The 13,421-nt window shown below is 73.5% G+C and carries 15 protein-coding genes; 6 read left to right on the top strand and 9 right to left on the bottom strand.

The window, feature by feature from the left end:
• The first annotated feature begins 26 nt into the window (after window positions 1-26).
• Window positions 27-539: a hypothetical protein gene (locus ACIQWR_RS01525; protein ID WP_404004124.1), complete on the top strand. Its 513-nt coding sequence runs from the start codon at window positions 27-29 to the stop codon at window positions 537-539.
• A gap of 11 nt (window positions 540-550) precedes the next feature.
• Here the strand turns inward: ACIQWR_RS01525 and ACIQWR_RS01520 are convergent, their stop codons facing one another.
• Complete coding sequence (locus tag ACIQWR_RS01520; protein ID WP_404004122.1) at window positions 551-1,396, bottom strand: hypothetical protein; 846 nt, start codon at window positions 1,394-1,396, stop codon at window positions 551-553.
• A gap of 162 nt (window positions 1,397-1,558) precedes the next feature.
• Here ACIQWR_RS01520 and ACIQWR_RS01515 point away from each other — a divergent pair, with 162 nt between their 5' ends.
• From ACIQWR_RS01515 to ACIQWR_RS01505, 3 genes are all read left to right on the top strand, one after another.
• Window positions 1,559-2,830: a magnesium transporter MgtE N-terminal domain-containing protein gene (locus ACIQWR_RS01515; protein WP_404004119.1), complete on the top strand. Its 1,272-nt coding sequence runs from the start codon at window positions 1,559-1,561 to the stop codon at window positions 2,828-2,830.
• A gap of 202 nt (window positions 2,831-3,032) precedes the next feature.
• Window positions 3,033-3,572 (top strand): DUF1003 domain-containing protein, encoded by a 540-nt coding sequence (locus ACIQWR_RS01510; RefSeq protein ID WP_385787782.1) that lies wholly within the window; start codon window positions 3,033-3,035, stop codon window positions 3,570-3,572.
• Between the two features lie 42 nt (window positions 3,573-3,614).
• Window positions 3,615-4,790, top strand: a complete 1,176-nt coding sequence (locus tag ACIQWR_RS01505) for an Mrp/NBP35 family ATP-binding protein (RefSeq protein WP_404004116.1) — start codon at window positions 3,615-3,617, stop codon at window positions 4,788-4,790.
• A gap of 528 nt (window positions 4,791-5,318) precedes the next feature.
• Here ACIQWR_RS01505 and ACIQWR_RS01500 read toward each other — a convergent pair.
• The 5 genes from ACIQWR_RS01500 to sigE form a co-directional block, all read right to left on the bottom strand.
• Window positions 5,319-6,062: a hypothetical protein gene (locus tag ACIQWR_RS01500; RefSeq protein WP_404004114.1), complete on the bottom strand. Its 744-nt coding sequence runs from the start codon at window positions 6,060-6,062 to the stop codon at window positions 5,319-5,321.
• A gap of 149 nt (window positions 6,063-6,211) precedes the next feature.
• Window positions 6,212-6,670: a sec-independent translocase gene (locus ACIQWR_RS01495; protein WP_404004111.1), complete on the bottom strand. Its 459-nt coding sequence runs from the start codon at window positions 6,668-6,670 to the stop codon at window positions 6,212-6,214.
• 93 nt (window positions 6,671-6,763) lie between these two features.
• Entirely contained in the window at window positions 6,764-8,131 is a 1,368-nt protein-coding gene (locus ACIQWR_RS01490; protein WP_404004108.1) for a S1C family serine protease, read from the bottom strand.
• A gap of 103 nt (window positions 8,132-8,234) precedes the next feature.
• Window positions 8,235-8,948 (bottom strand): anti-sigma factor family protein, encoded by a 714-nt coding sequence (locus ACIQWR_RS01485; RefSeq protein WP_404004106.1) that lies wholly within the window; start codon window positions 8,946-8,948, stop codon window positions 8,235-8,237.
• Window positions 8,945-9,724, bottom strand: a complete 780-nt coding sequence (sigE, locus tag ACIQWR_RS01480; protein ID WP_354379599.1) for an RNA polymerase sigma factor SigE — start codon at window positions 9,722-9,724, stop codon at window positions 8,945-8,947. Before sigE ends, ACIQWR_RS01485 begins: the two co-directional genes overlap by 4 nt.
• A 167-nt stretch (window positions 9,725-9,891) precedes the next feature.
• On the opposite strand from sigE, the gene ACIQWR_RS01475 reads away from it, so the two are divergent.
• Entirely contained in the window at window positions 9,892-10,554 is a 663-nt protein-coding gene (locus ACIQWR_RS01475) for a class I SAM-dependent methyltransferase (protein ID WP_354379600.1), read from the top strand.
• 169 nt (window positions 10,555-10,723) lie between these two features.
• On the opposite strand, the gene ACIQWR_RS01470 is transcribed toward ACIQWR_RS01475, so the two are convergent.
• The gene (locus ACIQWR_RS01470) at window positions 10,724-10,891 is read right to left on the bottom strand and encodes a DUF3117 domain-containing protein (protein WP_069086806.1); all 168 of its coding nucleotides are present in this window, start codon (window positions 10,889-10,891) and stop codon (window positions 10,724-10,726) included.
• Between the two features lie 306 nt (window positions 10,892-11,197).
• On the opposite strand from ACIQWR_RS01470, the gene ACIQWR_RS01465 reads away from it, so the two are divergent.
• The gene (locus ACIQWR_RS01465) at window positions 11,198-12,001 is read left to right on the top strand and encodes an enoyl-CoA hydratase/isomerase family protein (RefSeq protein WP_404004104.1); all 804 of its coding nucleotides are present in this window, start codon (window positions 11,198-11,200) and stop codon (window positions 11,999-12,001) included.
• A 413-nt stretch (window positions 12,002-12,414) separates the two neighbouring features.
• Here ACIQWR_RS01465 and ACIQWR_RS01460 read toward each other — a convergent pair whose 3' ends face one another.
• Both ACIQWR_RS01460 and ACIQWR_RS01455 read right to left on the bottom strand, forming a co-directional pair.
• Window positions 12,415-13,002, bottom strand: a complete 588-nt coding sequence (locus ACIQWR_RS01460) for a DNA-3-methyladenine glycosylase I (RefSeq protein WP_399259943.1) — start codon at window positions 13,000-13,002, stop codon at window positions 12,415-12,417.
• A complete protein-coding gene (locus tag ACIQWR_RS01455; RefSeq protein WP_404004102.1) occupies window positions 12,999-13,337 on the bottom strand; it encodes a DivIVA domain-containing protein in 339 nt (112 codons plus the stop codon). Before ACIQWR_RS01455 ends, ACIQWR_RS01460 begins: the two co-directional genes overlap by 4 nt.
• Window positions 13,338-13,421: the final 84 nt, after the last annotated feature.

Here is a 13,421-nt window from a genome sequence, read left to right as displayed (position 1 = left end):
CACGCGCGGCTGGCTACCCTGTGCGCATGACTCTCAGCACGCTCGACCTGGCCCTCGTCGAGGAGGCCACCAAGAAGTCCGGCCTCATCTGGGTCCGGGGCAGCGGGCCCGACCGGGCCCTGTGGCACGCGTGGGTGGACGGGGCGGCCCACGTCCTGGGCGACGGGCCCGGCGAGCAGCCCTTCCCCGGTCTCGCCGACGGCGCGACGGCCGAGGTGACCGTGCGCAGCAAGGACAAGGGCGGTCGGCTGGTCGCCTGGACCGCCGCGGTCACCGAGCTGGCCCCGCACGGCGAGCCCTGGCTGGCGGCGGTGGCCGAGCTGAAGGGCAAGCGGCTGAACGCGCCCGACTCGGAGCGGATGACCGAGCGTTGGGCGCGCGAGTGCCGGCTGCTGCGGTTGGAGCCGGTGGCGGCGACGACCGAGCTGCCCGCCGCATCGCTGGCCGCGCGGCCGCTGCCGTCCCCGGCCACCACCCGGCTGCCCGCCCCGGCGGCCCTCCCGAAGCTGCTCCTGAAGCGCAAGAAGGCCCGCGGGTAGCGGGAGACTCCTCAGCCGCCGCTGCCCGGGTCCGCGCCCTGGCCGCCGGATCCGCCGGTCGCACCGCTCGCGTCGTCGTCCCCGGCGCCGCTCTTGCTCGCGCCGGGGCCCGGGCTCTTGCCGGTGCCGGTGCCCTTGGTCGTGGGCAGCTGGGACCCGTAGTCCACGGTCTGGTCCTGGGCCGGGGCGGCCAGCGGGAACTGCTGGCCCCACTCGGTCAGCTCGACCCGACCGGCGCCGCCCGCGCGTTCCATCCGCAGCGGGTACGGGGTGCCCTCCAGGGAGACGGCGAGCTTGCCGCCCTTCCCGCCGTCCGAGGTGAGCAGGACCGCCCTGGTGGGGCCGACCTTCGTGTACTCGGCGCCCTTGGCGATCTTCCCGCCGATGCCGAGCAGCCCGTCCAGCAGGACCTGCATGTCGGTGAAGCCGCGGAACTGCTTGTAGGAGGGGTCGGCCGCGGGGACCTTCACGAACTTGTCGCCGAGCTTGCCGGCCGCCTCCGACTGCCCCCAGAACGCCGCGTCGGCCTTCAGGTAGAGCTGCTCCCCCACCCGCAGCAGCCGGAAGGTGTTGTCCTTGGACCTGACCTCGCCCGAGCCGCCGTCCGACTTCAGCTTCATGTCCAGCGTGAAGGACTTGCCGCCGCTGACCAGGGTGCCCGACAGGTGCACCGCCTTGGCCTCCGAGGCGGCCGCGCGCGCCTTGGACTCGATCTTGTCCGCGGACAGCTTGCCGACCCCGTTGGTGCCCTTGTCGGGGTCCTCCCCGCAGCCCGTGGCGGCGATGGCCAGACCCGCGCAGAGGACCCCGATGGCGGTGGTCCGGCGCAGCCGTGCGGCAGGGAAGGTGGCGGTCACGGGCAGGTGCCTCTCGTCGGTCGTCAGCGAGCAGCAGGCAGCGTACCCGCACGTCGTGCGCGACCCGGGCCCGGGCGCGGCGCCCCACCAGGGCGGTTCGCGGCGGCACGGGCTAGCCTGAGGGCGGCAGGAATCTTGATCGACGCTTCAGGAGGCGCTCGGATGGTGGCAGGCGCCCCGCGGATCTTTGTCTCGCATCTGTCGGGCGTACCCGTCTTCGACCCCAACGGCGACCAGGTGGGCCGGGTCCGCGACCTGGTGGCGATGCTGCGCGTGGGCGGACGGCCGCCCCGGCTGCTGGGCCTGGTCGTCGAGGTGGTGAGCCGGCGCCGCATCTTCGTACCCATGACCCGGGTGACCGGCGTGGAGTCGGGACAGGTCATCACGACCGGCGTGGTCAACATGCGGCGCTTCGAGCAGCGCCCCACCGAGCGCCTCGTCCTGGGCGAGCTGCTGGACCGCCGGGTGCGGCTCGTCGCGGACGACGAGGAGGTCACCGTCCTGGACGTGGCCATCCAGCAGCTCCCGGCCCGGCGCGACTGGGAGATCAACCGGATCTTCGTCCGCAAGGGCAAGGCGGGCGCGCTGCGCCGCCGCGGCGAGACGCTGACCGTGGACTGGTCGGGGGTGACCGGCTTCTCCCTGGAGGAGGACGGGCAGGGCGCCGAGAACCTGGTCGCCACCTTCGAGACGATGCGTCCCGCCGACCTCGCGAACGTCCTGCACCACCTGACGCCGAAGCGGCGCGCCGAGGTGGCCAACGCCCTCGACGACGACCGGCTCGCGGACGTGCTGGAGGAGCTGCCCGAGGACGACCAGGTGGAGATCCTCGGCAAGCTCAAGGAGGAGCGCGCCGCGGACGTGCTGGAGGCGATGGACCCGGACGACGCGGCCGACCTGCTCTCCGAGCTGCCCGAGGTCGACAAAGAGCGGCTGCTGACCCTGATGCGGCCGGACGACGCGGCCGACGTGCGGCGCCTGCTGTCCTACGAGGAGCGCACGGCGGGCGGTCTGATGACGACCGAGCCGATCGTGCTGCGGCCGGACGCCACGGTCGCGGACGCGCTGGCGCGCGTACGGCAGTCGGACCTGTCCCCGGCACTGGCCGCGCAGGTCTACGTGTGCCGACCGCCGGACGAGACGCCGACCGGCAAGTACCTGGGCACCGTGCACTTCCAGCGGCTGCTGCGCGACCCGCCGTTCACGCTGGTGAGCTCGCTGGTGGACACGGACCTGCCGCCGCTGCGCCCGGACGCCTCGCTGCCGGTGGTGACCAGCTACCTCGCCGCCTACAACATGGTCGCGGTGCCGGTGGTCGACGAGAGCGGCTCGCTGCTCGGCGCCGTGACGGTGGACGACGTACTGGACCACCTGCTGCCCGACGACTGGCGCGAGACGGACTTCCACTCCGAGGAGGCCGGGCGTGGGCACTGACCGGGGGCGCGATTCCGGGCGGGAGCGCCGCCGGGAGCAGATCAAGGAGCGCCGCGAGCAGGCCAGGGCGCAGGCGCGTGAACACGGGCGGGAGCACGGTTTGTCGGACCGGCTGGACGAGGTCGCGGGCCGGGTGCGCGCGGAGCGGGCGGACCGGCACGACCGGGCCGAGCGCGAGGCGCGCGAGGGCCGGGCCGAGCGGATGAAGGCCGGCCAGTCGACCGGGTCGAGCGCGCTGACGCGTTCGCGCGTGCGCCTCGACCTGCCGCGCCCGGCGCGCCGGCGGCTGCTCCCCGAGTACGACCCGGAGGCCTTCGGCCGGCTGTCGGAGCGGGTGGCGCGCTTCCTCGGCACGGGGCGGTTCATCGTCTGGATGACGGTCGTCATCATCGCCTGGGTGCTGTGGAACATCTTCGCGCCCGACCCGTGGCGGTTCGACGAGTACCCCTTCATCTTCCTGACCCTGATGCTGTCCCTCCAGGCGTCCTACGCCGCTCCGCTGATCCTGCTCGCGCAGAACCGGCAGGACGACCGCGACCGGGTCAACCTGGAGCAGGACCGCAAGCAGAACGAGCGCTCCATCGCCGACACGGAGTACCTCACCCGGGAGATCGCGGCGCTGCGGATGGGCCTCGGCGAGGTCGCGACCCGCGACTGGATCCGGTCGGAGTTCCAGGACCTGATCAAGGAGATGGACGAGCGCCGGCTCTTCCCCTCCGAACGTGACGAAGGCGACCGCTGACGGGCTTACCGACGGCGTGCTACCGAGCCGTACCATCGGGGCATGGCTACCGACACAAGCTCCGCCGCCGCGCCCGACCAGGCCGGGCCCGATCAGGACGCGATCCTCGACGCGCTGGCGACGGTGAACGACCCCGAGATCCACCGGCCGATCACCGACCTCGGCATGGTCAAATCGGTGGACGTCGGCGACGGCGGAGCGGTCGCCGTCACCGTCTACCTCACGGTGTCGGGCTGCCCCATGCGCGAGACCATCACCAAGAACGTCACCGAGGCCGTCGAGCGGGTCCCGGGCGTCACCTCGGTCGCCGTCACGCTGGACGTGATGAGCGACGAGCAGCGCAAGGACCTGGCGAGCAGCCTGCGCGGCGGCACCGCCGAGCGCGAGGTGCCCTTCGCCCAGCCCGGCTCGCTGACGCGCGTCTACGCCGTCGCGTCCGGCAAGGGTGGCGTGGGCAAGTCCTCGGTCACGGTCAACCTCGCCGCGGCGATGGCGGCCGACGGCCTGAAGGTCGGCGTCGTGGACGCGGACATCTACGGCCACAGCGTGCCGCGCATGCTGGGCGTCGAGGGCAAGCCGACCCAGGTCGAGAACATGATCATGCCGCCGTCGGCGAACGGCGTGAAGGTCATCTCCATCGGCATGTTCACCCCGGGCAACGCGCCCGTGGTGTGGCGCGGCCCGATGCTGCACCGCGCGCTCCAGCAGTTCCTGGCGGACGTGTACTGGGGCGACCTGGACGTCCTGCTGCTCGACCTGCCGCCGGGCACCGGTGACATCGCGATCTCGGTGGCGCAGCTGGTGCCGAATGCGGAGATCCTGGTGGTCACCACCCCGCAGCAGGCCGCCGCCGAGGTGGCCGAGCGGGCCGGTTCGATCGCCGTGCAGACCCACCAGAAGATCGTCGGCGTCGTCGAGAACATGTCCGGGCTGCCCTGCCCGCACTGCGACGAGATGGTCGACGTGTTCGGCACGGGCGGTGGCCAGGCGGTCGCCGACGGCCTGACGCGGACCATCGGCTCCACGGTGCCGGTGCTGGGCCAGATCCCGATCGACGTCCGGCTGCGCGAGGGCGGCGACGACGGCCGCCCGGTGGTGCTGGCCGCGCCCGACTCGCCCGCCGGTGCGGCGCTGCGGGCCATCGCGGGCAAGCTGGGCGGCCGCGCGCGCGGCCTGTCGGGCATGTCGCTGGGGATCACCCCGCGCAACAAGTTCTAGTACGGCCGCGCCCTCGGGCCGCGGGTACGCGAGAGGGGCGCCACCGCTTGGGTGGCGCCCCTCTCGCGTACCCGTCCCGGGTGTGTCCTCAATCGCCGGACGGGCCGGAACGGGCCCGGCACCGGCCACCCGGGGCCGGGCCTGCCCTCGAACGCCGGACGGGCCGGATCTGCCCCGGGCCGGCGCGGATCGTCTCCGACGAGGGGACCCGATTCAGCCCGTCCGGCGTTCGACGACACGCCCGAGGCGGCCGGACCCCACCGACTCCGGAACCGAATCAGCCCGTCCGGCGTTTGAGGACACCCCGGGGCATGCGGGCCCCACCGACTCCGACTCCGGAACCGAATCAGCCCGTCCGGCGTTTGAGGACACCCCGGGGCATGCGGGCCCCACCGACTCCGACACCGGAACCGAATCAGCCCGTCCGGCGTTTGAGGACGCGCCCGAGGCGGGTCGGACCCGCGGACTCCGAGACCTGGGCCGCATCAGCCCGTCCGGCGTTTGAGGACCCACCACGGGCAGGCGTCGCTACGCGTACGTGCCCAGGTCGCCGATGACGGAGAAGCCGAGCCCGTAGGCGCTCATCCCGCGGCCGTAGGCGCCCAGGTGGACGCCGTCGCGGGTGGAGCCGGCCAGCACCCAGCCGAACTCCGACTCGCGGTAGTGGAAGGGCGTCGGCTCCCCGTCGACCGGCAGGGAGAGCGTGGACCAGTCCTCGCCGCCGAGGTCGTCGGCCAGCTCCCAGGCGGCCTCGGTCTGCTGGTCGAGCCAGTCGCTGCGCAGGGTGTGGTCCATCTGGCCGGGCCAGCTGAAGGCCAGCAGCCCGGAGCCGGCCAGCCAGGCCGCGGAGGAGACCGAGGTGGCCTCCAGGACGCCGGTGCCGTCGGCGCTGCGGCGCAGCGGGTTGCTCGCGACGGTGACGACCACCGCGAAGCGCTCCTTCTCGCCGGTGGCGATCTCGCCGCGGGCCGAGGGCTCGTCGCCGTGGCCGGTGGAGCCGTGCTCGACGGTTCCGTCGGCGGCCGTGCCCACCTGCATGAGCCAGCGGGGGCCGGTGAAGGCCGCGTCCAGCCCGTACCAGGGGAAGGAGGCCCGCAGGTAGCCCTCGGCGGCCCGGCGGGCGCTGGGGACGGGCGTGGGGGGTGCGGGGGCGGTCTCGTCCTGCGGAGCCTGTGCGGCCGCCTCGGCGGCGGCTTCCGGGGCGGCCGGGGCGGGCGCGGTGTGCGCCTCGGCGGGCTGCGCCCCTACCCGACTACTGCTCGTCGTCTCCATCGGTGCGGCCTCTCGTTCCGTGGGACCCGGAACGACCCTCCCCCCTGCTGCGCTGGGGGGACCCCCTCCCTGGGGCGTCGGCGTCCGGACAGATGGAGAGGATAGCCATCCGACCCCGCGCCGCCCGGCAGGCCGAGGTGTCAGGCGGGTCAGGTGGCGTCGGCGTCGAAGGGGGCGCGCTGCTCCGGCGCGGGCGGCGCGACGCGCTTCACCAGGTCGGGCCCGCCCGGTGCGGGCGCGGCGCCGGCGGCCGGCGCGGCCGGGGCCTCACCGGGGACGGGCTCGGCTTCCTTGCTGTTGACGGCGTCGGTGACGTCGTTGAGCTCCTTGCGCAGGTCGAAGCTGCTCCGGATCTCCTTGAGGTCCTCGTTCTCGCTGAGCTGCTTGCGGATGAAGGTCTTCGGATTCAGGTCCTCGAACTCGAAGTCCTTGAATTCCGGGCCCAGTTCGGAGCGGATGTCCTGCTTGGCGCTGTCCGAGAACGCCCGGATCTTGCGGATCACCCCGGACACGTCCTGGATCACCTTCGGGAGCTTCTCCGGACCGAAGATGAGGATGGCCAGCACCACGATGGTGACCAGTTCGAGTGCGCCTATGTCGTTGAACACGTTGCCGCTCCTCGGCTGTCATCCTGCGGGCCTGGACAACGGTACCCGGCCGGCTCCACGGGCCGACACCTCGCTCCCCGTTTCCCCTGCCGGTCATCCACTGTTCGCCGAACCCAGTACGAGTTCCAGCGTGCGCTCCTTGCCACCGCGCAGCACGGTGAGGCCGAGCGGATCACCCGGCCGGTGGGCCCGCACCTTGATGATCAGCTCGTCCCCGCCGTGCACGCGCTGGCCGTCCACCTTGATGATCACGTCACCGGACATGATCCCGGCGCGGGCGGCGGGGCTGCCCGCCGGGACGGCCGGCTTGCCGTCGGCCGCCTTGTCCCCGACCCGGGCACCATCGCCGGTGTACTTCATGTCGAGCGTGACGCCGATGACCGGGTGGGTCGCCCGGCCGGTGCGGATGATCTCCTCGGCCACCCGCTTCGCCTGGTTGACCGGGATGGCGAAGCCGAGACCGATGCTGCCGCTCTGGCGCGCCGGGTCCTTGTCGCTCGTGTCCTGGTCCGCGCCGCGGATCGCGCTGTTGATGCCGATGACCCGGCCCAGGGAGTCGAGCAGCGGGCCGCCGGAGTTGCCGGGGTTGATGGGCGCGTCGGTCTGCAGGGCGTCGACGTAGCTGACGTCGCTGCCGTCCCCCTTGTCCCCGCCCGCGGTGATGGGCCGCCCGGTGGCGCTGATGATGCCCGCGGTGACCGTGTTGGACAGGTCGAAGGGCGCGCCGATGGCCACCACCGGGTCGCCGACCTTGACGTTCTCCGAATTGCCGAGGGCCAGGGGCCGCAGGCCGCGGACCCCGTCGACCTTGACCACGGCGAGGTCGTAGCCGCCGTCCCGGCCGACCACCTCGGCGCCCACGCTCTCGCCGGTGCTGAAGGTGACCGTTATCCGCTGGGCGTCCGCGACGACGTGGTTGTTGGTGAGGATGTGGCCCTGCCCGTCCAGCACGAAGCCGGTGCCGGTCCCGTTGCCCGCGCCGCCCGCGACGTGCAGGGTGACCACGCCGGGCAGGGCGGTCGCGGCGATGCCGGCCACGCTCTCGGGGGCCCGGCCCTTGGGCTCCACCCCGGCCTGGGGCAGCTCCAACCGGGTGCTGCTCTGCCGTTCGGCCAGGACGCCGAGCCAGGCGCCGACGCCTCCGGCGAGCAGCGCGCTGCACACGGCCAGGGCCACCAGGTGCCGCATCCGGATCCCCGGACCCTCGTGGCCCGCGTCCGGCAGCTGGAACGGGGCGGTGCTCCAGGGGTCGTAGCGGGGCGCGGGCGCGGCGGCGGGTCCGTCCTCGGGGGCGGCCCCCGCTGCCGCGAGGGGCACCGCCGCGGTGTCCTGCGGCTCCTCGCCGCCGGTCCGGGGCCCCGGTACGCGCTGCTCCTGCGCGCCGGTCCCGTCGGGGCGGCTCCACCACCGAGGGGCCGGCCGCGTGGGAGCCGGATCGGTCGGAGGGTGGGTGTCGGACATGAGCGCTCCCCGCGTGCCTCGCGCGCGCCCCGCCGGGCGCACCTGGCGAGGATTCAACCAGGTCGCCCCGCGGGACGGCAGAGGCGGGCGGGGGTGTCACCCCCTAGCGGGTGAGCGACACCGGGCGCGGTGACAGGCTGGGTGCCGCGGGTGCCACGGGCGGCAACGGCGTCGCACGCGGCGCCGGGGGGTCCAGCACCGACGTCAGCCGGGGGCCGAGGGTCGCGCTCGCGCCCGGGGGCCGGGGGCGGTCCCTGATGACCGCGTCGACCACGGACAGGGCGCCGCCGGTGGCACCGGGCTGGGTGGCCGGGGTGACACTGGCACCGCCCTCACCACGGGCGTTGGGCTCGAACTGGTCCAGCGGCAGCGCGCCGCCGAGCGCGAGCGCGGCGAGCGAGACGGCTCCCGCGGCGACGAAGGCGAACCGGCGGCGCGGGCGGCCCACCTCGTGTATCCGGAAGCCCTCTTGCGGGCGGGGCGCCTGGAAGGCGTACCCGAAGGTGGCGAAGGGATCGGTGGCGCCGGCACGGGTGGTCGGGGCGGGCGGACCGGGCGGGGCGGCGGGACCGTCGGGTCCACCTCCCGGCAGGCCCTGGAGCCGGGCGAGCAGCCCGGCGGAGAGCGGCGGCGGCGCGCTCTCGACGAAGAGGGTCTTCAGCCGGCGGTGGGCGTCGGCCTCGGCCTTGCACTTGGCACAGGTCGCCAGATGGGCGAGGACGCGCTCGCGCACGTCGTGGCTCAGCTCCCCGTCCACCAGGGCGGCGAGCCGGTCGCCCAGGTGGTGTTCCGCTGCGGACGGACTGACTCCGCTCACTCCACTCCGCCCTCTCCCCCCACGAACGGGGCGCCCACGGCCACACCCGCCAGCGCACGCTGCTCCGCCCGGGCTTCGGGGGAACGGTGCTTGAGCGCCTTGCGCAGGTGCGAGCGGCCACGGTGGATCCGGCTGCGGACGGTGCCGAGCTTCACGCCGAGGGTGGCGGCGATCTCCTCGTACGACAGACCTTCGATGTCGCACAGCACCACGGCGGCGCGGAACTCCGGCGCGAGGGTGTCCAGCGCCTGCTGGACGTCCGCGTCGAAGTGCGTGTCGTGGAGCACCTGCTGCGGGTTGGGCTCGCGGCTCGGCAGTCGCTCGGCGGCGTCGTCGGCGAGCGCGTCGAAGCGGATGCGCTGCTTGCGGCGCACCATGTCCAGGAAGAGGTTCGTGGTGATCCGGTGCAGCCAGCCCTCGAAGGTGCCGGGCGTGTACGTCGACAGCGAACGGAAGACGCGGACGAAGACCTCTTGGGTGAGGTCCTCGGCGTCGTGCTGGTTGCCCGTCAGGCGGTACGCCAGCCGGTAGACCCGCGCACTGTGCGTGCTGACGATCTCCTCCCAGGAGGGAGGGGTCCACGCCTGGGAGCCCGCATCGGCGGCAAAGGTTGCGGTGGTTGCGGTGGCAGCGGTGTGGATACGGTCAGCAGTGTTGATCACGGATTTCGGCTCACCCGCCGACCAGAAGAGACGTCTGATGACGCCGCCACGATCCACAGGCGCAGCCGCACCTCCCCTGTCGGCTCTGGTGGTGTCCAGTGGAGCCCCTACCATAGCCACCCCTCCCGTCAGCTCTGGATAAGCATTTTTGCAGTAACTTTGCACGGGTCCGAGGTCCTTGACCGCCGATCTGCCCGGCGCCGTCCCCTCTATCCCGCCTCTTCCCCTCACAACGCCCGGTCCCATCTGCGGGTTCCCGACGTCAGCGGATACAGTCACCGTTGCGCCAACTATGGGGACAGGAGAGGGTCATTAGCGGCAACCGGCAGACGAGCTGGGCGTTCGCCGACGCGTTTGTCGCCGAGGACGACGCTCTGCGGTGGGCCCGCGACCGGGCGAGGGAAGCGGGCTTGCGCTCGGTCTCCCCCGGCACCGGGGCCGCGCTGCGCCTGCTGGCCGCCACCGCGGACGCCAAGGCGGTCGCGGAGATCGGTACCGGCACCGGCGTCTCCGGCATCCACCTGCTCCACGGACTGCGCCCCGACGGGGTGCTGACGACGGTGGACCCCGAGCCGGACCGGCAGGCCTTCGCCCGCCAGGCCTTCCGCGCCGCGGGCTTCGCGGGCAACCGCGCGCGCTTCATCCCCGGCCGGGCCCTGGACGTCCTGCCGCGGCTCGCCGACGGCGGCTACGACCTGGTCTTCTGCGACGGCGACCCGGCCGAGTCCCTCGATTACCTCGCTGAATCGTTGCGGCTGCTGCGACCGGGTGGGCTGGTGTGCTTCGAGGGAGTCTTCTCGGACGGCCGTACGGTCGACTCCTCGGCCCAGCCGGTGGAGGTGCTGCGGGTGCGCGAGCTGCTGCGCACGGTCCGTGAGAGCCCCGCCCTGGAATCCGCGCTGCTGCCGGTGGGCGACGGCCTGCTGTGCGCCGTGCGCCGCTGAGCGGACCCCGTTCCGGGGTGCCGGGCGGGCCCGGACGCACCGGCCGCGCACGCACCGGTCGCGGGCGGGCGGGTCCGGACATGCCGCTGCCCCGCCCGTGGCGAGCACGGGCGGGGCAGCGGTGAAGATCAGGAAACGGAACCCTGATATCTCAGATAACGCGGGCGCGTCAGCCGACGACCTTCTTCAGGGCGTCACCGAGGGCGCCGGCCTCGTCCGGGGTCAGCTCGACGACAAGCCGACCGCCGCCTTCAAGCGGAACGCGCATGACAATGCCCCGCCCCTCCTTGGTGACCTCGAGCGGGCCGTCGCCCGTCCGCGGCTTCATGGCCGCCATGCTCGTTCCCCTTCCTGAATCCAGCTGATCGTCAGCCGACGGCCCCATTCAGGCGCCTAATACCCGGCATCGAACACATTGCTTCCCGCCATTATCCCGCATGTCAGGACCCGATGACCAACATCAGCCGGGAACGCTTGTGCAACGCGCTTGACCAAAACCACTCATTTCGGCGATCCGCCTGCGATACTTCGCCCTCGCCCGGCCCACGGAGCACCCGGTTTGTTTGACCTACATCACATACCCGGTGGCCCGTACGGTCCGCCATGCTGGGACTTCTGCCCGCGACGAAGGGGGATCCCCACCATGTCCGACAGCGTGCTCTACGAAGTGACCGACGGACTCGCGACGATCACGATCAACCGGCCCGACGCGATGAACGCGATGAACATCGAGGCCAAGGTCGCGCTGCGGGACTCCGTCCTCGCCGCCGCGGAGGACTCCGGGGTACGGGCCGTCCTGCTGACGGCGGCGGGCGGCCGGGCGTTCTGCGTCGGCCAGGACCTCAAGGAGCACGTCGGCTTCCTGGCGGCGGACCGCGAGAAGGGCTCCTCGCTCACGATGAGCACCGTCTCGGAGCACTACAACCCGATCGTGCGGGCGCTCACCACCATGGCGAAGCCCGTGGTGGCCGGGGTGAACGGGGTGGCCGCCGGGGCGGGCTTCGGCTTCGCGCTGGCCGCGGACTTCCGGGTGGTGGCGGACACCGCCTCCTTCAACACCTCCTTCGCCGGGGTCGCGCTGACCGCCGACTCCGGGGTCTCCTGGACCCTGCCGCGGCTGATCGGCCAGTCGCGCGCCGCCGACCTGCTGCTGTTCCCCCGGTCGGTGCCGGCGCGGGAGGCGTACGAGCTCGGCATCGCGAACCGGATCGTGCCCGCAGAGTCGCTGGCCGCGGAGGCCGCCGCGGTGGCGCGGGCGCTGGCCTCGGGGCCGACGGTGGCCTACGCGGCGCTGAAGGAGTCCCTGGCGTACGGGGCCTCGCACGGGCTGGCCGAGGCCCTGGAGAAGGAGGACGAGCTCCAGAGCCGGGCCGGGGCGTCCGCCGATCACGGGATCGCCGTCGCCGCGTTCCTGGCGAAGCGGGCCCCGGAGTACCTGGGCCGCTGAAGCGGGCCCCCAAGATTCCGACCCCGCCAGCGTCGGGGGCGCCCCGCTTCCAGCCCCGCCGGCGTCGGGGGCGTGCCCGACCGGGGGGGGACGCCCCGCTTCCAGCCCCGCCAGCGTTTGAGGCGTCCCCGACCGGCGGGCGCGCCACTCCAGCCTCGCCCGGGGGTACCTCCCAGCGGTAGCTGGGGGAGTTTGAGGCGCCCCCGGAGGGCAGGACCCCCCGAGGCCGACGACCAGGCAGAGTCCCGGCCAGCCCCGTCGTCGTCCTACGGTGGTCGGCCCTCCGGGGGCGCCTCAAACGCCGGCGAGGCTGGATACGGCGGGCCGGAACCCCCGTCGGGTCCGGCGAGGCTGGATTCGGCGGGCCGGAACCCCATCGGGTCCGGCGGGGCCGGCGGGGCAGCGCCGGGGCGTCAGGGGTTGCGGGAGACGCAGGTGGCCAGGTGGTCGTTGACCAGGCCGCAGGCCTGCATCAGGGCGTAGGCCGTGGTCGGGCCGACGAAGCGGATGCCGGCCTTCTTCAGGGCCTTCGCCAGGGCCACGGACTCCGGGGTCACCGCCGGGACCTGGGTGGTGCTCCGGGGGGCCGCCGCGGGGCGCTCCGGGGCGTGGGACCAGATCAGCTCGTCCAGCTCCCCCGCGCCCCACCCGGCCAGGACCTTCGCGTTGGCCAGGGTCGCCGCGATCTTCGCCCGGTTCCGGATGATGCCCGGGTCGGCCAGCAGCCGCTCCGCGTCCGCCTCCCCGAACTCCGCGACCTTGGCGATCTCGAAGTCCGCGAAGGCCTTCCGGAACCCCTCCCGGCGCCGCAGGATCGTCAGCCAGGACAGCCCGGACTGGAAGGCCTCCAGGCAGAGCCGCTCGTACAGCGCGTCGTCCCCGTGGACCGGCCGCCCCCACTCCGTGTCGTGGTAGGCGACGTAGTCCTCGGTCGACAGCGCCCACGGGCAGCGCAGCCCCCCGTCCGGCCCCGCGACGGCGGCACCCGGCGCCGGGGTCACCGGTCGCCCTTGGTCAGGTCGGGCCCGGCCGCGGCCACCGGGGCCACCCGGGCCGCCTCCAGCTCCGCGATCCGCGCGTCCCGCTCGGCCAGTTCCGCGCCCAGGCGCGTCAGTACGTCGTCCACCTCGGCCATCCGGTACCCGCGCGGCGCCACCGGCAGCCGCAGCGCGTCGATATCCTCCCGCACCACCGGTCGGGTCTCCGGCAGGCCGTCGGCGACGATCTCCGGATCCACCTCGGGCAGCACCGCTTCGCTGCCGCCGCCGATCACCGCGAGGGTGACTCCGGCGACGACCACGACCAGCGCGATCAGCAAGAACCAGAACACGAGCAACTCCCCTGAGAGACTGCGGCCACGGAGTCGATCGTGCCATGCGCCGGCCGCGTCCACGCGCGCGCGGCGGTTAAGGTCGCTGGC

Source organism: Streptomyces sp. NPDC098789 (assembly GCF_044759975.1).
Lineage (GTDB): Bacteria > Actinomycetota > Actinomycetes > Streptomycetales > Streptomycetaceae > Streptomyces.
The sequence above is the reverse complement of the archived record's forward strand: the minus strand, read 5'-3'. Positions and strand labels throughout refer to the sequence as shown.

Bases quoted from the DNA above. Each gene is read 5' to 3' on its own strand.
- ACIQWR_RS01490 (WP_404004108.1), bottom strand. From the start codon at position 8,131: ATGTCCGACACCCACCCTCCGACCGATCCGGCTCCCACGCGGCCGGCC.
- ACIQWR_RS01505 (WP_404004116.1), top strand. From the start codon at position 3,615: ATGGCTACCGACACAAGCTCCGCCGCCGCGCCCGACCAGGCCGGGCCC.
- ACIQWR_RS01500 (WP_404004114.1), bottom strand. From the start codon at position 6,062: ATGGAGACGACGAGCAGTAGTCGGGTAGGGGCGCAGCCCGCCGAGGCG.
- ACIQWR_RS01515 (WP_404004119.1), top strand. From the start codon at position 1,559: ATGGTGGCAGGCGCCCCGCGGATCTTTGTCTCGCATCTGTCGGGCGTA.
- sigE (WP_354379599.1), bottom strand. From the start codon at position 9,724: ATGGTAGGGGCTCCACTGGACACCACCAGAGCCGACAGGGGAGGTGCG.
- ACIQWR_RS01525 (WP_404004124.1), top strand. From the start codon at position 27: ATGACTCTCAGCACGCTCGACCTGGCCCTCGTCGAGGAGGCCACCAAG.
- ACIQWR_RS01465 (WP_404004104.1), top strand. From the start codon at position 11,198: ATGTCCGACAGCGTGCTCTACGAAGTGACCGACGGACTCGCGACGATC.
- ACIQWR_RS01470 (WP_069086806.1), bottom strand. From the start codon at position 10,891: ATGGCGGCCATGAAGCCGCGGACGGGCGACGGCCCGCTCGAGGTCACC.
- ACIQWR_RS01510 (WP_385787782.1), top strand. From the start codon at position 3,033: ATGAAGGCCGGCCAGTCGACCGGGTCGAGCGCGCTGACGCGTTCGCGC.